This is a genomic window from Saccharomonospora amisosensis, assembly GCF_011761185.1.
Lineage (GTDB): Bacteria > Actinomycetota > Actinomycetes > Mycobacteriales > Pseudonocardiaceae > Saccharomonospora_A > Saccharomonospora_A amisosensis.
In genome coordinates this window covers 2,868,044-2,886,284 of sequence record NZ_JAAOYM010000001.1, presented here as the reverse complement: position 1 = coordinate 2,886,284, position 18,241 = coordinate 2,868,044, and the positions used below count along the sequence as shown (strand labels likewise).

The 18,241-nt window shown below is 70.1% G+C and carries 21 protein-coding genes; 8 read left to right on the top strand and 13 right to left on the bottom strand.

Going from position 1 to position 18,241, the window contains the following annotated elements; translation table 11 throughout:
* The first annotated feature begins 145 nt into the window (after nucleotides 1-145).
* Together FHU38_RS14030 and FHU38_RS28005 are read left to right on the top strand one after the other, a co-directional pair.
* Complete coding sequence (locus FHU38_RS14030) at nucleotides 146-1,111, top strand: NADPH:quinone oxidoreductase family protein (RefSeq protein WP_167171300.1); 966 nt, start codon at nucleotides 146-148, stop codon at nucleotides 1,109-1,111.
* A 44-nt stretch (nucleotides 1,112-1,155) separates the two neighbouring features.
* Nucleotides 1,156-2,172, top strand: coding sequence for a Gfo/Idh/MocA family protein (locus FHU38_RS28005; protein WP_167171297.1), 1,017 nt, complete (start codon nucleotides 1,156-1,158; stop codon nucleotides 2,170-2,172).
* A gap of 48 nt (nucleotides 2,173-2,220) precedes the next feature.
* On the opposite strand, the gene FHU38_RS14020 is transcribed toward FHU38_RS28005, so the two are convergent.
* From FHU38_RS14020 to FHU38_RS13975, 10 genes are all read right to left on the bottom strand, one after another.
* A complete protein-coding gene (locus tag FHU38_RS14020; RefSeq protein WP_167171295.1) occupies nucleotides 2,221-2,784 on the bottom strand; it encodes an HdeD family acid-resistance protein in 564 nt (187 codons plus the stop codon).
* Nucleotides 2,785-2,956: 172 nt separating this feature from the next.
* Nucleotides 2,957-3,691 carry a sterol desaturase family protein gene (locus FHU38_RS14015; protein ID WP_313886771.1) on the bottom strand — a complete coding sequence of 245 codons (735 nt, stop codon included), beginning with the start codon at nucleotides 3,689-3,691 and terminating at the stop codon, nucleotides 2,957-2,959.
* A gap of 155 nt (nucleotides 3,692-3,846) precedes the next feature.
* Nucleotides 3,847-4,572: a FadR/GntR family transcriptional regulator gene (locus tag FHU38_RS14010; RefSeq protein ID WP_167171291.1), complete on the bottom strand. Its 726-nt coding sequence runs from the start codon at nucleotides 4,570-4,572 to the stop codon at nucleotides 3,847-3,849.
* A 95-nt stretch (nucleotides 4,573-4,667) separates the two neighbouring features.
* On the bottom strand, nucleotides 4,668-5,390 hold the full coding sequence (locus tag FHU38_RS14005; protein ID WP_167171288.1) for an alpha/beta hydrolase: 723 nt from the start codon (nucleotides 5,388-5,390) through the stop codon (nucleotides 4,668-4,670).
* Between the two features lie 746 nt (nucleotides 5,391-6,136).
* Entirely contained in the window at nucleotides 6,137-6,616 is a 480-nt protein-coding gene (locus tag FHU38_RS14000; RefSeq protein ID WP_167171285.1) for a nitroreductase family deazaflavin-dependent oxidoreductase, read from the bottom strand.
* Complete coding sequence (locus FHU38_RS13995; protein WP_167171281.1) at nucleotides 6,613-7,263, bottom strand: hypothetical protein; 651 nt, start codon at nucleotides 7,261-7,263, stop codon at nucleotides 6,613-6,615. The genes FHU38_RS14000 and FHU38_RS13995 overlap by 4 nt, the downstream gene beginning before the upstream one ends.
* Nucleotides 7,260-7,901: a TetR/AcrR family transcriptional regulator gene (locus FHU38_RS13990; RefSeq protein WP_313886770.1), complete on the bottom strand. Its 642-nt coding sequence runs from the start codon at nucleotides 7,899-7,901 to the stop codon at nucleotides 7,260-7,262. Before FHU38_RS13990 ends, FHU38_RS13995 begins: the two co-directional genes overlap by 4 nt.
* Before the next feature lie 187 nt (nucleotides 7,902-8,088).
* Entirely contained in the window at nucleotides 8,089-8,496 is a 408-nt protein-coding gene (locus tag FHU38_RS13985; RefSeq protein WP_167171278.1) for a PIN domain-containing protein, read from the bottom strand.
* Nucleotides 8,493-8,708, bottom strand: a complete 216-nt coding sequence (locus FHU38_RS13980) for a ribbon-helix-helix domain-containing protein (RefSeq protein WP_167171275.1) — start codon at nucleotides 8,706-8,708, stop codon at nucleotides 8,493-8,495. The genes FHU38_RS13985 and FHU38_RS13980 overlap by 4 nt, the downstream gene beginning before the upstream one ends.
* A 123-nt stretch (nucleotides 8,709-8,831) precedes the next feature.
* Entirely contained in the window at nucleotides 8,832-9,536 is a 705-nt protein-coding gene (locus tag FHU38_RS13975) for a carbon-nitrogen hydrolase family protein (RefSeq protein WP_167171272.1), read from the bottom strand.
* A 71-nt stretch (nucleotides 9,537-9,607) separates the two neighbouring features.
* Here FHU38_RS13975 and FHU38_RS13970 point away from each other — a divergent pair, with 71 nt between their 5' ends.
* From FHU38_RS13970 to FHU38_RS13945, 6 genes are all read left to right on the top strand, one after another.
* Nucleotides 9,608-10,234, top strand: a complete 627-nt coding sequence (locus FHU38_RS13970; protein WP_167171269.1) for a TetR/AcrR family transcriptional regulator — start codon at nucleotides 9,608-9,610, stop codon at nucleotides 10,232-10,234.
* 151 nt (nucleotides 10,235-10,385) lie between these two features.
* Nucleotides 10,386-12,704: a molybdopterin cofactor-binding domain-containing protein gene (locus FHU38_RS13965; RefSeq protein WP_167171267.1), complete on the top strand. Its 2,319-nt coding sequence runs from the start codon at nucleotides 10,386-10,388 to the stop codon at nucleotides 12,702-12,704.
* Nucleotides 12,705-12,718: 14 nt separating this feature from the next.
* Nucleotides 12,719-13,195 (top strand): (2Fe-2S)-binding protein, encoded by a 477-nt coding sequence (locus FHU38_RS13960; RefSeq protein ID WP_167171264.1) that lies wholly within the window; start codon nucleotides 12,719-12,721, stop codon nucleotides 13,193-13,195.
* Nucleotides 13,196-13,372: 177 nt separating this feature from the next.
* Entirely contained in the window at nucleotides 13,373-13,912 is a 540-nt protein-coding gene (locus FHU38_RS13955; RefSeq protein ID WP_167171261.1) for a hypothetical protein, read from the top strand.
* Between the two features lie 5 nt (nucleotides 13,913-13,917).
* Nucleotides 13,918-15,030 carry a hypothetical protein gene (locus tag FHU38_RS13950; protein WP_167171259.1) on the top strand — a complete coding sequence of 371 codons (1,113 nt, stop codon included), beginning with the start codon at nucleotides 13,918-13,920 and terminating at the stop codon, nucleotides 15,028-15,030.
* A gap of 47 nt (nucleotides 15,031-15,077) precedes the next feature.
* Nucleotides 15,078-15,587: a hypothetical protein gene (locus FHU38_RS13945; protein ID WP_208415673.1), complete on the top strand. Its 510-nt coding sequence runs from the start codon at nucleotides 15,078-15,080 to the stop codon at nucleotides 15,585-15,587.
* Nucleotides 15,588-15,687: 100 nt separating this feature from the next.
* On the opposite strand, the gene FHU38_RS13940 is transcribed toward FHU38_RS13945, so the two are convergent.
* The 3 genes from FHU38_RS13940 to FHU38_RS13930 are packed head-to-tail and all read right to left on the bottom strand — an operon-like array spanning nucleotide 15,688 to nucleotide 18,236.
* Nucleotides 15,688-16,224, bottom strand: a complete 537-nt coding sequence (locus FHU38_RS13940; protein WP_167171253.1) for a DUF2231 domain-containing protein — start codon at nucleotides 16,222-16,224, stop codon at nucleotides 15,688-15,690.
* A 57-nt stretch (nucleotides 16,225-16,281) separates the two neighbouring features.
* Entirely contained in the window at nucleotides 16,282-17,541 is a 1,260-nt protein-coding gene (locus FHU38_RS13935; protein WP_167171250.1) for a sensor histidine kinase, read from the bottom strand.
* Nucleotides 17,538-18,236, bottom strand: coding sequence for a response regulator transcription factor (locus FHU38_RS13930; protein WP_167171247.1), 699 nt, complete (start codon nucleotides 18,234-18,236; stop codon nucleotides 17,538-17,540). Before FHU38_RS13930 ends, FHU38_RS13935 begins: the two co-directional genes overlap by 4 nt.
* Nucleotides 18,237-18,241 lie beyond the last annotated feature (5 nt).

Genomic DNA, 18,241 nt, shown 5'->3' with positions numbered 1-18,241 from the left:
CTGAGTGAGCACCGGCCCGCGTGTTGAGTGGGTGTTGGCGCGCGCGTAGCCGCTGCGGCTACAGTCCCGATGCGATCACGTCCATGCCCGCGACCGCGGGCCGCCGACGCGGGCGCGCGGCCCGCTGCAGAGGAGGTAACGCCGGATGCGGGCAGTGCAGATCGTCACCCTCGACGGGCCGTCGGCGGTACGGGTCACCGACATCGCGGAGCCCGGCGGTGACGGCGCCGTCGTCATCGACGTGCACGCCGCCGGAGTGACCTTCCCCGACTTGCTGCAGACCCGAGGGCTTTACCAGCTCAAACCGGACCCGCCGTTCGTGCCCGGCACCGAGGTGGCGGGAGTGGTCCGCTCGGCGCCGGAGGGCGCCGGGGTGCGCGCGGGCGATCGGGTCGCGGCCTTCCCCGGGCTCGGCGGGTTCGCCGAGGTCGTCGCTGCCGACCCGAAAGCGGTGTTCGGCATCCCGGACAACCTCTCGTTCCGTGCCGCCGCCGCGCTTCCGATGAACTACCTCACCGTCCACTTCGCACTGTGTCGGCGTGCCGCGCTGCGCGAGGGTGAGCGAGTACTGGTGCACGGTGCCGCGGGCGGGGTCGGCACGGCGGCGATCCAACTCGCCGCCGCGCTCGGTGCGCGCGTGATCGCGGTGACCTCCACGCCGAGGAAGGCCGAGATCGCGCGGGCGGCAGGCGCCCACGACGTGGTCTCCTCGGACGGTTTCCTCGAACAGGTGCGCGAGCTCACCGGCGGGGAAGGGGTGGATCTGGTGGTCGACCCGGTCGGCGGCGACCGGTTCACGGACTCGCTGCGCGCACTGGCACCCGAGGGACGACTGCTGGTCATCGGCTTCACCGCGGGTGAGATCCCCACCGTGAAGGTGAATCGGTTGCTGCTGAACAATATCGCGGTGGTGGGCGTCGGGTGGGGTGCCTTCTGGCAGCGGCGGCCGGAATACCTGCGCCAGCAGTGGAACGAACTGCTGCCGCTGCTGGAACAGGGCAGGCTGGACCCACCCATCGGCAGCGTGTACCCGCTGGAGGAAGCGGCGGCCGCGCTGACCGAACTGGACGAACGCAGGGCCACGGGCAAGGTCGTGCTGTTGCCGAGGTGAACCGAACGCATCCGGTGTGTACGAATCGAGCTACTGGAGGTCAGGTGCGGCCACTACGCATCGGCATTCTCGGCGCCGCGCGGATCGCGGGCACGGCGATCGCCGACCCGGCCGCCGAAACCGGGCATCGACTGGTGGCCATCGCCGCCCGCGACCGGGCGCGGGCGCGGGACTTCGCCGAGCGGCACGGTGTGGAACGCGTGCTCGACGGCTACGCCGAAGTGGTCACCGACCCCGACGTCGAGGTGGTCTACAACCCGCTGCCCAACGCTTTGCACGGCCCGTGGAACATCGCCGCACTACGCGCGGGGAAGCCGGTGCTCACGGAGAAGCCGTTCGCTGGCAACGCCGAGGAAGCCGCCGAGGTTCGTGCGGCGGCCGCCGAAGCGAGACTGCCGATAATGGAGGGCTTCCACTACGTGCATCACCCGGTCACCAGGCGGCTGCACGAACTACTGGCCTCAGGAGAACTCGGCGAGCTCAGAGCCGTCGAGGTGGACATGATGATGCCCGCACCGGCCGACGACGATCCGCGCTGGTCACACCGGCTCGCGGGAGGCGCGCTGATGGACCTGGGGTGCTACAGCCTGCACGCGCACAGAATGCTCGCACCGTGGGCGGGCGGAGCGCCGCGCCTGGTCGCGGCCAGCGGCGGGAAACGCCAGGGCAAGCCAGGCGTCGACGAATGGCTGTACGCGGATTTGGAGTTCCCGGCAGGGGCCACGGGCAGGGCCCGCTGCCACATGGCGGCTACCGAGCGACGCTTCACCTGCCGGGTGATCGGCAGCAAGGCGGAAGCGATCGCGGCCGACTTCGTACGACCCGACATCGACGACCGCGTCACCGTCAGCGGCCGCAACGGCAACCGCGTCGAGGAACTGGGCAGGCGAGCGTCGTACACCTACCAACTCGAGGCGTTCACCGCCCACCTGCGCGATGGCGCGCCGTTGCTCAACGACGCCGACGACGCGGTGGAGACGATGAAACTCATCGACGCCTGCTACCGCGCCGCGGGGTTCGAACCCCGCCCCCGAGGCGAGCCGGTCGACGCGAGCGGCTGAGGCGGCCCTCGGCGACCGGACCGGCCACTTTCGTCAGCGGGGTGGCCGTCAGTGGCTCGCCAGGTCGGCGTGCGACCGCTCGCGGCTCTGCCGCCACACCCTCCAGGCCAGCACGCACAGCAGCACCCCGAACAGCGTGGCGAACCAGCCGATCGCCCAGGTGATCGCGAGCACGCCCGCGCCGGGCGCGGCGAACAGCACCACGGCGAGCGCGATGGACAGCACGCCGGTGAGCGCGAGCACCCAGTCGTGCTCGATCTCCTTGCGCAACCGCACCGCGGTGGCGAGCTGCGAGATCCCGATGATCAGGGCCCAGGCCGCGATGATGAACAGCAGCGCCAGTGCGGTGATACCCGGCCACACCAGGGCGATGACGCCCGCCGCTATCCCGGCTATCCCGGCGAGCGCCCACCAGCCGCGGTTGCGCTCGACCCGGTCGGTGATGGCGGCCACCAGCCCGAACGCGCCGTCCACCAGCATGAACGCACCCCACAACAGGATCAGCACCCACAGCGTCACGCCTGGCCACACCAGCGTGGCGATCCCGAACAGGATGGCCAGCACACCGCGAACGGCCAACCAGCGCCATCCCCCGACGAACAGCCAGAGCATGTCCTACCTCCCTCGGTCCTCGGCCGCGCGAGGCGCGGGGTCCACAGCACTCACTGAACTCACCGCTGAGCCAACGCTGCCGTGACCAGGGCAGACAGGGCCGAAGGTCCCGTGGGTGCGCGGATTTCGCGCGGCACTCGGCCGGGCAGGAGGAAGCGGGCCAGGTCCGCTGTCAGGCCGCGTCGCGGTGCAGGTTCTTGGCCGTGGGGGAGGTGGCCACGTCCCCGGGATCGGGGCAGGTACGCAGCAGCCGGTCGGCGGTGCCCGCGGTCGTCACCGTGAACCAGTAGTGCTCGTTCTTGTAGTGGTGCAGGCGGTGGTTTCGCCAGACGGCCTTGTACATCCGGGAACGCGGCCGGTAGTCGCTGTGGATCAGGTAGTGGGTCCACTCGTAGCCGAAGCCGATCGCGCTCACCGCCATCAGAAACGTCAACCCGAGACCGGTGCGGGGGAAGGCCAGCCAGGCGACGAGCGTGAGCGCCGGTAACAGCCACAGCAGTACCTGCCACGGGATGAACACCAGCGGAACATCCCTCGGGTCGGCGTGGTGCTCCCGGTGCTTTCTGGCGACCAGCGGGTCGATCCGCAAACCCGCGACCCGACGCGGCCGCCAGTGCAGCACGCAGACGTGGATGATCCATTCCACGAACGGGAAGGACGCCACCATGGCGGCAGGCACGATCGCGTCGCCCAGCCGCCAGTCACCGACGGCCAGCCGGGCGGTGACGCTCGCCGCGAACACCGCGCTGATGAGCCACGGCGACGGGTGCCGCCAGAACTCCCGCCACGCCTGCGCCAGCGGCACCAGCGGCTTGCCCCTCGCGGAAAGGCGCGCTTCGTCGGCGCGAACCCGTGCCCGCGCGGAAGCGTCCACAGTGGTGTTCTCGGTCTGCTCGGAGCGCGTCACGATGCCTCCGTTTCGTTGCGGGACAGGGTTTGAGGGTTATGGCTCACGTCGCCTCCTGTGTTGTGCGGGGCACCCTCCCTGCTGTGGCCGAAGGCCATGCCACAGCAGGGGCCCACCCCGGTCGGCTCCTGTGAGCCGGGTGGTGCGATGGTGGCTCACGTCGCCTCCTGCTCGAGGTCGCGGATCATCGACAGCAGCTTCTCCGTGGCAGGTGCCAGCAGGTCCTCGGCGGCCGAGGTGGCACCGTCGGCGTCGCCTCCTGTGATCGCGTCGGCGAGCTGACGATAGGCCTCGATCCGATCCACTTCGGACGACATCGCGCCCGCGAGAGCCTCCTGCGCGGGCTCGTATGCCGCGCGCAGACTGTTGAACATCAGCCGAAACGCGATCGAGTCGGCACCGGCGACGATGTGGTCCCAAAACCTCAGCGCGTGCACCTGCCGGGAAACCGGGTCGGAGTCGGACTCCATCGACGCGATGGCCTCCGCCAGTGGCGCGCGCAGCCCCTCGCCCGCGCGCCGAGCCGCCAGCGCGGCCACCTTCGGGCCGACGGCCAGCCTCGCCTCCAGGACACTGCGCACCACCCGCAGGTCCAGGTTTCCCGCCCGCAGCAGCAGCCTGGGCAGCAGATCCAAACCGGCGTGCCTGTGGAAGTCCCTGATGCTCGTGCTGCCACCCTGCCGCACCTCGACCAGTCCAGCCTGCGCCATCCGCTGTAGCGCCTCCCGGACAGCCGGGCGGGATACGCCCAACACCTCGGCGAGCCTGCGCTCACTGGGCAGCGTGTCCCCCGGAGAGAAGTCGCCACCGACCACGCCGTCGAGGATCTGCTGGAACACCTCGTCGGGCACCGAGCGACGAGAAACGGGCCGCAATGTCATGAGCGGACCCTAGACCGGCCACTGGCCAGAGGTCAACTGGTCAGACCACCAGACGAGACCTGGTGTCCGGCGAGTCCCGCGCCGGACCGGGATGCTCAGCGGGCGCGCCGGCCGGGCAGGAGCGTGTCGAGGACGGAAAGGATCGCGTCGGCCACCGTGCCGGGGTGGGTCAGCGGTGCGAGGTGATGCAGATCGAGCCGCCGTACGGACCACCGGAGTTCCTCCGCGTGTGAGGCGTCCGCGCGGTAGGTGTGGCTGAGCAGCAGGTAACCCACGGGGACCGAGCAAGACCACGTGGATTGCCCAGGGAACGGCTCGTCGAAGAACGACAGCGGCAGGCGCGGGAGCTGCTTCACGAACCGCTCTCGGATGTCGCTCGCGGGCAGCAGCGAGGGCAGCGTCTCGGGCGGGAACCAGCGATGCCACGGGGGAAGCCACCCCTGCTCGGCGAGGTCTCGTAGCTGGGCTTCCAGTCCGGCGGGGGCCGTTCGCAGCCACGTCGACCCCGGTCGCGGTATCGCCGAGTCGACCAGTAGTGCGGCGGCGGGGCGGCGTGTGGTTTGGACGATCCCGGGTAACAGCATCCCTGCCATGCTGTGGCCGACCAGAACCACCGGCCCGCAGGCCGTGCCGGACTCGATCGCGGCGGCGGCCGTCTCTGCGACGCGGGACGGTGTAGCTTCCGGGTGTACGGGCGGGCGCAGGTCGGGAACGACGGTGTGGGCACCCTCGGTGTGGAGTCGAGCCCGTACTCCGTGCCAGGTGCACGGGCCGACCAGGGGGCTGTGCAGCAGGACGATCGATGGTCGGTGTGTCATCAGCCTCCTTCCGGCTTCGCCGACCGCCGCGACGAAGCCGTCGCACCATAGGTCGTGGATCGAGCCGCTCGGCGTCGCCTGGTTGCAGTTGTTTCTACCTGGCGATCGATCGGCTTGCGCCAGGGACGGTGGCGGCGGTCGAGTTCGCCGGTCCCGTCCTGCTGGCCGCGATCGGCATCCGCGGTCTTCGAAATCTCGCAGGGCTTGCGTTTGCCGCCGCAGGCGTCGCCGCGCTTGCCGACGTCAGCATCAGCGGCTCGCCCGCGGGTTTCGCCTTCGCGGTCGCCAACATGGTCCTATTCACCGGCTACATCGTGATCGCGCACCGGGTGTCTCGGCATCACGAACTCGCAGGTATCGACGGCCTCGCGATGGCGATGCTGATCGCGGTCGCGATCGGGGCAGCGCTGGGGTCGGTGCGGCGTCGTCCCTCATTCCCTACGTGTTGGATCAGCTGGCCATGTGACGGCCGGCGCGGGCGACCTACACCGTCATGGTCGCGCTGCTACCGGCCACTGCCGCCGTCATCGGGATCGGGTTGCTGCGGCAGCGGCCCACGCCGGCGGCAGCGCTCGGCGTCGCGCTGGTCGTCGCTGGTGTCGCACCCCATCGGGGCGAGGCTGACGTCGAATCGGTCCACCTCGTCAGTGAGCGGCGGCATCCGACCTGGCCCGCCCGAAGTCAGCGGGCGGCCCCACCCGTCTCGCCGGGCGGCGTGTCGTACCGACGCGAAACGGTGACCCGGTTCAGCCCCGGGGAACGAACCGCACGAACGGCAGGTGCCTGCCCGCCTCGCGGAAGTCCGACTCGCTGCCGTTGATCTCCAGCCCCATCAGCCTCGGAAACAGGTACCTGGCCAGTCTCGGGTGCGCGCTGCCGTAGCGCACCATGATCTGCGCTGCCTCTTCCTTGGGGACAGGTCGGGCGGTCGCCGCAACGGTGCGGCCACCGACCTGGACGGTGACGTCGGGATTCGCGAGAACGTTGCGGTACCAGTCCGCCTTCGGCCCGAACCCCGACACCACAACGTAGCTGCCGTCGCCGCCGTGCTCGACGACTTCGAGCACGATCCGGCGCGGTTTGCCCGAGACGCGGCCGATGTGGTGCAACAACAGCAGCCTCCCGCCGAGCAGCCTGCCGAGGCGAAGGCGGTACAGCTGAATCGGGAACCGAAAAGCCCATCGCAACAGGCCTCGCGGGGGCTGGGCGGCTTTGACGACCTTCATGGGCGCACTTCCTTTCCGGGCAGGGGGCGCCGCCCGCTGACCATCGGCGCCTCCGGCACGAGGAAGCACACGAGCAGTTTGAGATAGAACAGAAAGCCGAACCATGCCAGCGACTCAGGCAGCGGCAGCCACGTCAGGTTGACCAGCACCGCCACCAGGTACAGGCCGACCGCGCTCACCCTCTTCAACTCCACGGGCAGTGCCTCGATGAGCACGGCCGCACTCAGCAGCAGCGCGGCGTTCACCGCGAACCACGTCCACCCGCCCGCGTGCAACACCAGCGGGATCGCCACCAGGTACAGCAGATGCGAGGCCACGAACAGCAGCCGCCGCCCGCTGCCGTGCCCGGGGCGGTGATACCAGCGCTTGGCGGGATTGGTCGCGTTGGTGAGTACGCCGCCGACGAGGTCGAACACCATGACGGCGAGCACGGCCAGTTGCAGCGGGGACCGCTCGCTCCAGCCGCCCGTGGTCGCCAGGTAGGCCGACAGCAACGACATTCCAACCAGTTGCCCAGCCACCTCGGCGACGTTCTCGCTTCGGGTACGGCCCGGGCCCAGGAAGCGCCGCAAGGCCCCGCTGACGCCACGCGGTGTCGCCGGGATGCGCCAATCCAGCACAACGTCGGGCGCGGTGTTGGTCTTCACTCGCCCTCCTCGGGTTCCTGCAGCGGTGCGAGCAGCCGCCGTAGCGTGCCGAACTGTGCGAGCATCAGCCGCTCGCTCTCGGCGCTGTCAAGATCGGCCAGGTGCCGAAGCGTCCACTCGTCGAACGCCCGAAGCACCGCGAACGCCAAGTGGCGTTGCAGGTCCAGCGGCAGGTCGTCGCGAACCGCGCCGTTGCCGCGCCCGGCTTCCAAGGCCCGGTCGAGCCAACGCTCGGCGGCGGCCACGGCGCCGTCCACGGCGGTGCCCTTACCGGTCGGCGCTTTGGGCAGGTAGAACATCCTGCCGACGTCGGTGAACAGCGGTTCGCGCTCGGCGATGTCGGCCAGCCGGGTGAGCAGTCGCCGGGCATTGCGCCAGAAGTCGTCGGCGAATTCTTGTGGGTCAGGCACACCGAGCTGTCGTAGGAGCGAGTCGCTCAATTCCTCGACAACCAGCTCGAAAAGCTGCTGTTTGGAATCGAGGTAGTGGTAGAAGGAACTCTTGCTCATTCCGCACGCGCGGATGATCCGGTTGAGGGAGGCCCGTTCGTAGCCGACCGATGCGAACTCTCTCGCCGCCGTTCGAAGCAGCCTGTCGCGCTTCTGGTGAGGCAACGAGGCGGCGCGTGAAGTGCTCACAGCGCCATGTTAGCGGTTGTGGACCAGTTGGTCCACACTTGGTGAAAATGAGTGAGGACTGGCCGGTCCACACAGTGTCACGCGAAACAGTGCCACGCTTACGAGTTGGACTACGAGTCGCAGTTGTCGAGCAGGTGGTCGGCGTTATGGGCGCGACACGTCTGCGCGCCGGGATCGCCTGCCGGGTTCACGGCAGGACGACGAACCGCCCGCCGTCGACGGGACGTAGCACATCGAAGTGGCGACGGTCGAGCGTCACGATCGTCTTCATGCGGTAACGGTCGGCCAGCACCGCGTTCGAGGCATCCGCTACACCGATGCGTTGGTCGCGGTACCTCTCGATGAAGGAGAGTGTCTGCTCCAGTTCGGGAGCGCCGAAAGCGGGCAGCTCCCACGCGCCCCCCGAGAGCTCACGCAAGACCGCCAGTTCCGCCTCAACACCGACCCGGGTGGCGACGAGGTAGTCGAGTTCCGCGACGACATACGGCGAAATGACAAGTAGTTCGTCGGCTTCGTCGACAACGCCGGCGACCGCCGCGTGGTCCGGTTCGTTCGCGTCGAAATAGGCCAGCAACGCGCTGGTGTCGACGATCACCGCTCACCGAAGCCGGCGAGCAGGTCGTCAGCGTGGCGAGCGATGGGCTCCGCGCCCGCGTACAGCCCACCCCTCGGCCGTGGCCGGGTTCCCCCTACCGTCGACCGGATGGACTCCCGAATGACCTCCGCCTCGGACATCCCCCGCTGTTGAGCGGCACGTTTGACAGCGACCTTCAGGTCGTCCGGCAGGTAGATCGTCGTCTTCTCCACAAGGGTATGGTACCACCGCTGGTGCCACCTCCGGCTGTCCCGGCACCGTCGCGGACTCGCTGAATAGTCGCGAAGCGGTCGTCACGGCACTACGCCAACTCGCACGACGACTCGCACGACAACTCAGCCGAGCAGCGCCCGAACGATCTCCCCAGGCTCGGTACCCGCTTCGGCGACGACCTCGCCTGCCGGGGTTCGGATGCTGGACCCGCCCGCCGTGTGTTCGAAGCCCCCGCCCGTCGGTCCGGCGAAGCTGGCCACCGCCACCCACACACCGTGTTCGATCGCCACCCGGTCGGCTCGGTGGGATTGCAACGCCGCCTCGTGCGCCGCCTTCACCGTGCCCGCGACGTAGGCGTCGATACCGAGCGCCACGGTGCCAGCCGCATGCTCGGCGACGCCGGTGTCCTTGCAGATCGCCAGTCCGAGCCGCCAGCCGTCGACCTCGAGCAACCCTGGTTCTTCGCCGGGGCTGAACCGAGCGCACTCCGCTGAGCCGAGCCACATCTTGCGATACACGACCCGGGTTCGGATACCGTCCACCGCGAGCATCGCGATATGCGAGCGCCCGCGCTCACCCGCCACCGGCGCGCCCGCGAGCGCGACCGATCCGCTCTCGGCGCAGGCCGCCTCCAGCGGGGCCAGCCGGGGATCGCCGGTGCCGACGGCGGGCGCGCGCAGCTCGTACCCGGTGAGCGACAGTTCCGGGAACACCACGACGCGAGCACGCGCGGCGCGCACGGCCCGCGCGTGCGCCCGCGCGTTGGCCGCGACATCGAGCCCGACACACCACGGCTGGGCCGCGGCCAGGGGGAGGGGTTGGCGCATCGGCCCAATCTAGCGTCGGCCCGCGGTCGACCCGCCACGGAATCGACAGGGCGGTCTGTCAAGATATGGGTATGTCCTCGCCGATCCGCCCCTACCGTGGCGTCAGCGCCGAGAACCGCAAGGCGCAGCGCAGGGCGAGGCTGTTGGAGGCAGGTCTGGACCTGCTCGGCACCGTGGGCTACGAGCAGACCACCATGACCGCCGTTTGCGCGCGGGCGAAGCTCACCGAGCGCTACTTCTACGAGAGCTTCCGCGGTAGGGAGGAGCTGCTGCTCGCGGTCGTGGATCAGGTGGCGGAACAGATCCGCGACACCGCGCTGCGGGTGCTACGCGAACACCCCGGCGATCCCGGCGCTAAGGCGAGGGCAGCGCTGACCTCGTTCGTCGACCTGCTCACCGAGGACCCGCGCAAGGGGAGGGCGGCGCTCGTCGAGTCCCTGGCGTCGCGGGCGCTGCGCAAGCGCCGCCACGAACTGCTGCAGACGTTCGCGGGGCTCGTGGCCACCCAGGCCAGGGCCCTGTTCGGGCCCGCCGCGCTGCCGCCGCCGCGTGACGAGGTGAACGCGCTGCTGTTCGTGGGAGGGCTCGCGGAGCTGCTGGTGGCCTGGCTCAGCGGTGAGATCGAGGCGGGGCCCGCCGACATCGTGGACGCCGCTGCCCACCAGTTCGTCACCGGCCTGCACACCGGGCTGGAGTAGACCAGCCGCAGGGTCCCGTTAGGCAGTTCGCACAGTTCGGTTGCGCCAGAAGTAGGCACGCGGCTCATGACTCGAACGGGTGTTCCGTGTCACACTTCGGCGCACCAATAGCACCTGACGGGCAGCTCAGGTCCGTTCGAGAGGACAGTTCATGGCAGGTGAACACCCCACACCGGACGCTTCGCCGCAGGGTATGCGGCGACGCCGCTTCCTCGGCTACCTGCTGGCGGCGCCCACGCTGGCCGTGGCCGCGCAGGTCGGCGCGGGAGCGGCCAATCCGGGCACCGCGAGCGCGGTGGTCCCGTCATTGCCCGGCCCCGCGGACATCCTCGACCTCGGTGACGCGCTCACCCTCGCCGCCGCACCCACCGCGAACCTGATCACGATCACCATCGAACGTGACGGCACGGCGACGTTCGCGGTGCCGCGTGCCGAGGTCGGGCAGGGCATCACGACGACGGTGGCGATGCTCATCGCCGAGGAGCTGGACCTTCCGCTCGACAAGGTCAACGTCCCGCTGGCCGACGCGCGGCCGGAGTTGGTGTTCAACCAGCTCACCGGCGGCTCGAACTCGGTGCGCTCGCTGTACGACCCGGTGCGCACCGCGGCCGCGATCGCCCGCGCGCGGCTGCTGGCCACCGCGGCCGCGCGGTGGAACGTCGATGTGGGCGCGTTGTCGGTTCGCGCTGGCGTGGTGATCGGACCGAACGGGCAACAAGCCGACTACGGCTCACTCACCGAGGCGGCGGCCAGTACCAGCACCGAGCAGGTCAGTGCCGAACCCAAACCGCCTGGCCAGTTCACGCTCGTCGGAACCCCGCAGTCGCGCATCGACGCGTTGGAGGCGGTGACCGGCAAGAAGCAGTTCACCATGGACCTGCGGGTACCCGGTGCCAAGCCCACCATGGTGTGCCGCCCGCCCACGATCAACGGGACGGTCCGGGCCGTTCACAACGCGGCCGAGGTCGAGGCGATGCCCGGCATCACCGACGTCACGGTGATCTCAACCGGCGTCGCGGTGCGGGGCGAGACCTTCGGCCAGTGCATCGACGCCGTGCGAGCACTGCGCGTGGACTGGGGCCCTGGCACGGTGGACGGCGAGTCCGACGAGACCGTGCTCTCGAAGCTGAAGGCCGCCACGCTGCCCGCGGCGGTCCCACCGCTGCTGACGAAGAGCCTGGACGCCGAGTTCGTCTTCGACTTCTCCAGCAACAGCGCGCTGGAGACCAACTGCGCCATCGCCGACGTGCGCGCTGACCGCGCCGAGATCTGGTCCGGGCTGAAGTCGCCGATCGTGGCGCAGGAACAGATAGCGGCGAGGCTCGGGCTGCCCGTCAGCGCGGTCAAGGTGCACGTCGTCACCGGTGGCGGCTCGTTCGGTCGCAAGCTGTTCAGTGACGCCGCGCTGGAGGCCGCCGAGATTTCCAGGAAGATCGGCAAGCCCGTGAAGCTGATGTGGCACAGGGCCGACGACTCCCGGCACGGCCGCGCGCACCCGATGTCGGTTTCGCGGATCAGGGCGAACTACTCGGCCGGCAACGTGGTGAGCTTCGAGCACCGGCACACCAGCGTCGAGACCGACTTCGGGCACGGCCTAGGTGAGATCCTGACGTCGGTGGCCGCACGACTGCCCGTCGGTGACGTCAGCTTCTCGCAGACGGTCTTCCTGCTGTCCCAGTCGAACCCCTACCACCTAGGGGCCACGACGCAGACGCTGAACGAGGTGCCGCTGAAGTTCCACACCGGCAGCATGCGCAACGTCTACTCGCCCAACGTGGTGTGCGCCCGCGAACTGGTTATCGACGCCCTCGCCGAGAAACTCGGCAAGGACCCCGTGGCGTTTCGCCGGGAACTGCTCAAGGAGGACCGCTTCCGCGCTGTGCTCGACAAACTCGTCGAGGTCGGCGAGTGGGGCAGGCCGATGCCGGAGGGCACGGCGCAGGGCGTCGGTTTCCACCTGGAGTACAAGAGCGTCAGCGCCGTGCTTGTGGAGATCGACTGCAGGCCGGAGACGGTCAACCGCGAGATCCGCGACGCGGTCACCGGGCCACGGGTCACCAAGGCCGTCGGAGTGGTCGACGCGGGACTGCCGATCAACCCGCGCGGCCTGGAGGCGCAGATGATCGGCTGCATCAACGACGGCATCGCGCTCGCGCTGACCTCCAGCCTGCACGTGGAGGACGGGCTGCCGCTGGAGGCCAGCTGGGACAACTACTTCTACACCCGCCAGTGGAACACTCCACCCGAGATGCGGGTGGTGGTCATGCCGCCGACCACCGGGGTGCCGGGTGGCGCGGGAGAGCTGGGCGTTGCCAGTTCGCTCGCGGCGGTGGCGAGCGCATACGGAAGGGCAACCGCAACCATGCCTACCCGGTTCCCGATCAACCACGCCACTTTGAGCTTCGAGCCGAAGCCGAAGGTCCCACCGGTGCCTGCCTCTCCGGTGGACGGCCTGAAGTACGCCCAGTGACAAGGAGTTAGTCAGTGCCTCAACACACCTTCACCGTCAACGGCGAGCAGGTGACGGTCGACGCCGAGGACAACGTGCGCCTGCTGTGGGTGTTGCGCGACCTGCTCGGCATCACCGGGCCGAAGTACGGCTGTGGCATCAACGTCTGCAAGGCGTGCACCAGCCACATCAACGGCAAGGCGTTCAATCCGTGCGCCGTGCCGGTCTCGAAGATCAAACCCAGCGACGAGATCACCACCATCGAGGGAGTCGCCGACCCCGACACCGGTGAGTTGCACCCGATGCAGCAGGCGTGGCTGGAGCGCGACGTCTCCCAGTGCGGCTACTGCCAGCCGGGCCAGATCATGGCGGCCATCGCCAAGGTGCGAAAGGTCAAGGCTGAGGGCCGCGAGATCAGCGACGCCGATCTGGACGAGATCCGCAACATCTGCCGCTGCGGCACCTACTCCCGCATCCGGGAGGCGATCAAGAGCGCGGCCGAGAAGATGTAGCCGTCGCCCGGGGTCGGGAGTGTCACCACGGGTACCCGCCGTGCCCACGCTCACGACCCCGGCCATCGCGCTATACGGTGGTTCGCTGACCTCTTCGGAGCAACGAGTACGTGCTCGGTTTGCCGTTGCCGTCGGTTTCGCTGTCCGAGTAGGACCGAAGACAGTGAGGGGCCGAGCATGCGAAAGGGACACGCACTCGGTGCGGCGGCGGCCTGCGCCGCGCTGACCGTGGCCGCGACGGGAACCGCGATCGCGGCCGATACGACCGTGACGTTCGTCGTCTCCGGTGCCGACCTGATCATCACCGCTCCGCTGAACGCGTCGCTCGGGTCGGCCGCGATTGGCGGCACGGTCAGCGGCTCGATCGGAGTCGTGACGGTCTCCGATCAGCGCGGCATCTCCCCGGCCCCGTGGACCGCCGACGTGGCCGCCACCAACTTCACCACCGGCACCGGCGGGCTCGGCGAGGTCATCCCCAACGGCAACGTGCGCTACTGGTCCGGACCCGCCACGGCGACCTCGGGCACTGGCACGTTCACCCCGGGACAGCCGACCGCGGCGCAGCAAGTTCCGCTCAACGTGGTGCAGACCGCGTTCAGCCATGACGACGGCGCGGGCGCGAACTCCGCGAGTTGGGACCCGACACTCGTGGTGTCGATCCCGGGCGACGTCGTGGCCGGTGCCTACTCCGGCGTCCTGACCCACTCGGTGTTCTGACCCGGATGCCGCGTCGCGCCATCGGCCTGTGCCTGGCACTGCTGTGCTCACCGGCCGTCGTTCTCGCTGTCCCCGCTGTTTCCGCCGGCCCTACCGCCGCAGGCTCTGTCGCCCCAGCCGCCCCAGCCGCCCCAGCCGCCCCAGCCGCCGCCGACGTTGTCGACGGTGGTGACGGTGGTGACGGTGGTGAGCGGCCACCGCCGGCTCAGCAGGCTCCCGGGCCGCCCAACAAGATCGGCATCAAACTGCTCGACGTGCCGGTCGGCCGCGCCGACGACCCGCGTGCCAGGCGCTACATCGTCGACCACGTGGCGCCGGGGGAGACCATCGAGCGGCGGGTCGAGATCGCCAACCACGGGGGAAGGCAACGCCGCGTCGAGGTTTACGCCGCCGCCGCGGCCGTCGAGAACAACCGATTCACCGTCGGTACCGATCGTGCCCGCAACGAACTGTCCGACTGGGTGCAGGTGGACAAGCCGATCCTGGACCTGGAACCGGAGGAGTCCGAGCGAGTCTGGGTCACCATCGAGGTGCCGAGCGACGCGCCGGAGGGCGAGCAGTACGGGGTGGTCTGGGCCCACATCAACGCCGAACCCGCACCGGGCAGCAACGTGGCGCTGGCCAGCCGAGTCGGCGTGCGCCTCTACGTGAATGTCGGGCCCGGCGGGGAACCACGTTCCGACTTCGAGATCGGCGAACTCGTTCCGAGCAGGACACCGCAGGGCAGGCCGATCGTGCACGCACGGGTACGTAACACCGGTGGACGCGCCCTGGACCTCAGCGGCTCGCTTTCGCTGCGCGACGGCCCCGGCGGGCTCAACGCGGGACCCTTCCCGGTGAAGCTGGGCACGACGATCGCGCCGGGCAAGCGGGGGCGGGCGAGGATCGAACTCGACCAGCGGTTGCCGGACGGCCCGTGGACCGTGGAACTGACCATCCGCAGCGGGCGGGTCGAGCGGACGGTCGAGGTGAGACTCACCTTCCCGCCCGCTGGCACGGTCGGCGCGGCCGCCGAGCCGATGTGGGACAGTTGGCCGCTGCGGATCGGGATCGGCACCGTCGCGCTGGCCGCGCTCGGCGTCATCGGCTATGTGGTCCGCACCCGGCGGCGTGCGTGAGCGCTTCGAGTTGCGCCACGCGCCGCGGGAATGTAGGTGTTTCCGCGATGCTCGCCCTCGTAACCGTCCTGTTGACAGCGACCGTTGTGGTCGCCCCGCCCGCAGCCGCGGCACCGGACATCCGGCCGAGGCAGGCGTTCACGCTCACGATCACCGCGCCCACCGATGCCTTCCTCGGCTCCACCGTGGTCGGCGGCACGCTTTCGGGGCAGCTGGGCACGGTGACGGTCACCGCGACGGGCGGGCCGGGGTGGACGGCGACCGTGTCCGCCACCGACTTCACCACGGGCGGCGCCACTGCGCCGGAGACGATTCCGAACAACGTGGTGCGGTACTGGTCCGGCAGGGCGACGGCCACGACCGGGCCCGGGGCATTCCTGCCTGGCCAGCCCACCGCGAACCAGGCCGTCACACTCGATGCCCCCAGGACGGCGTTTCGCCGCACCGGCAGCAACGCGGCCAGTAGCGCGAGCTGGAACCCCACCCTGGTGGTCACCGTGCCCGGCGACGCCGTCGCCGGGCTCTACTCCGGGGTCGTCACACACTCCATAGCCTGAACCAGCCTGAACCAGCCTGAACCAGCCTGAACCAGCCTGAACCAGCCTGAACCAGCCTGAACCAGCCTGAGCCGCCTGCCAGGCAGCCGGACGACCGGGCTCAGCCGTCCTCCTCGTCGTGGGCGGCCACGTAGTGGGTGTCGGACCAGGCGGCACGGGCTCCTGAGTCGCCGATCCGCACGACCTGTACCGCGGAGACGGCGGCGAAGGCGATCGTGACCACCGCGAGCAGGGTCGCGACCGGGCGGACCCAGCGTGCCGAGGTCACCGGGTCGGTGCGGGTGCCAGTTTCGGTGTTGGCGCGCCGCCGCCCCCGGAAGTGCGCCATCGCCACCACGGCCGTCACGGCGGCCACCATCGGCACGAAGACGGCCAGTAGCTGGTCGCCGAGTTCGGCGTGTTCGGCGATCAGCGGGCTTCCCGCGAGCCTGCTGCGCAGGCCCTCACCGCTGCTGGTCGCGATCGGGATGGACACCGCGGCCAGCGCGGCGAGGCCGACTACTGCCCAACCGTAGCGGCGGCGCGCGGCCGGCCACACCGCGACGGTGACGGCCGCGAGCAGAGCGAGCGGGACGAGCACGACGACGGCGTGCACGACGAGCACGTGCAGGGGCAGCCCTGCGACGAACGTGGGCATTTGCGGATGCCTTTCGGTGAGCCGATCGGTTGCCCGGCACCACGGTGAGGGCCGGGCCTACCCCCGCGATGATGGCGGCTGCTCCTTGGAGAATTCTTGGGACGCCGCGCGTGGCAGGGTCAGCCGCAGCCGCGCCCCGCCGCCGGGCTGGTTGCTCGCGCTGACAGTGCCGCCGTGGCGGGCGGCGATCTCGCTGACGAGCGCGAGCCCGATGCCGTAGCCACGCGGCTGCTGCCTGCCGCGCGCCGTCGCGAACCGTTCGAACACACCGGGAAGCAGCTCTGCATCGATCCCGGGACCGTCGTCGGTGACCTCGAGGGCGGCGTGGCGCGCCGCCGAGCTGACGCTGATGGTGACGCCGGTGCGGGCATGCGAAGAGGCGTTGTCCAGCAACGCGGTCACCGCGCGGCGCAACGCCACCGCGGACCCCCGAACCGGCACCGGCGCGCCGGGTCGACGGACCTCGACGGGGATCGCGTCGTTCGCAGAGGCGGCTGCCGCCCGCTCGGCCAGCTCCGCCAGGTCCACAGTGGAACTCGGAAGTGGTGAGCCGGGTTCGGCCGCCAGCAACAGATCGTCGAGGATGGCCGCCAGGTGGCGCGCGTCGCCCGCCACGCCGGCCGCCTCGTCGCGGAGTTCGGCGTGCGCGGTGCCCCGGCGCAGGTGGCGGTCAAGCAGCTGCACCCGGGTGGAAAGCAGGGTGAGCGGGGTACGCAGCTCGTGGCCCGCGTCGGCGACGAACCGCCGCTGCAACGCCAGTGCCTGCGCCATCGGCCGCACCGCACGGCGGCCGAGCCAGGCACCTGCCGCGGCGGCCAGTACCAGCCCGAGCCCGCCGCTGAGCAGCAGTGCCGAGGCGAGCCGGACTCGCTCGGCGTGGGCGGGGGACAGGTCGAGCGCGGCCTGTATCGTCTGCTGTCCCCGCCGCACCGTGTGTACCCGGTACTCGACGCCACCAGCGCGGTAGTCGGCGGTGTTGTCCTGCCCGGTGGCTGCCGTGTTCGCGAATGCGGCCTCGTCCGGCAACCCCGGTGGCAGTCCCGGTGTGGCGGCCCGCCCTTGGGGCGTCCGCGCCACCAGCCAGACCCCGGCAGGGGGGTCGGTGACGTCATCGGCCCTTGCCACCGCCTGTGCCAGCAGCGAGGCGGCGCCGCGATGCTGGCCCTGCACGACGACGAGGACCGCCAGCGCCGACAGCACCGCCACGATCAGTGCGACGATCACCCCGGCCTGCAACCCGAGCCGCCAGGACGCCCGGCGCAACAGCCTGCCGTCGGGATCGGCGGGTGCGGACACTTCCAGGGGCCGGGTGATCAAGCGCGGCTCCTGCCCAGTTGGTAACCGCGGCCGTGCACGGTCGTGATCACCTCGCGGCCGAGCTTGCGACGCAGGTAGTGCACGTAGGTGTCGACGACCACCTCGCTGCGCGCGTCGGGGAAGGCCAGCGACAGCAGGTCACGGCGGGAGAACACGCGGCCCGGGTGGCTCGCGAGCACGGCGAGCAGGTCACATTCGCGTTCGGACAGTCGGACCACCGCAACCGTCCCGTCCTCACCGGGCGCGGGCACGACCTGCCGGGTGCGCAACTCCAGTCGCCCCGCGCCCACAGGCAGGACCTCGGCGGTGTCCAGGTGGCGCCTGCGCAGTGCCCGCAACCGAGCCAGCAGTTCGTCGATGTCGAACGGCTTGCCGAGATAGTCCTCGGCGCCCGCGTCCAGGCCGCGGACCCGGTCGGCCGGGTTGGCCAGCGCCGACAGCACCAGCACCGGCGTGGTCACCGCACTCGCGCGAAGTCTGCCGAGCAGGTCGAGACCCTCGATGGCGGGGAGCCGACGGTCGAGCACGGCGACGTCGTAGGCGCTGGTCAAGGCGAGGTGAAGGGCCCGCTGCCCGTCGCGAGCGACATCCACCGCGTAGCCTTCCTCGGTCAGCACCTCGCACAGCATCGCGACGAGTTCGGGATCGTCCTCCGCCAGCAGCAGCCGCGCCGGGCGAAGGGCAGGTACGTGCATTCACC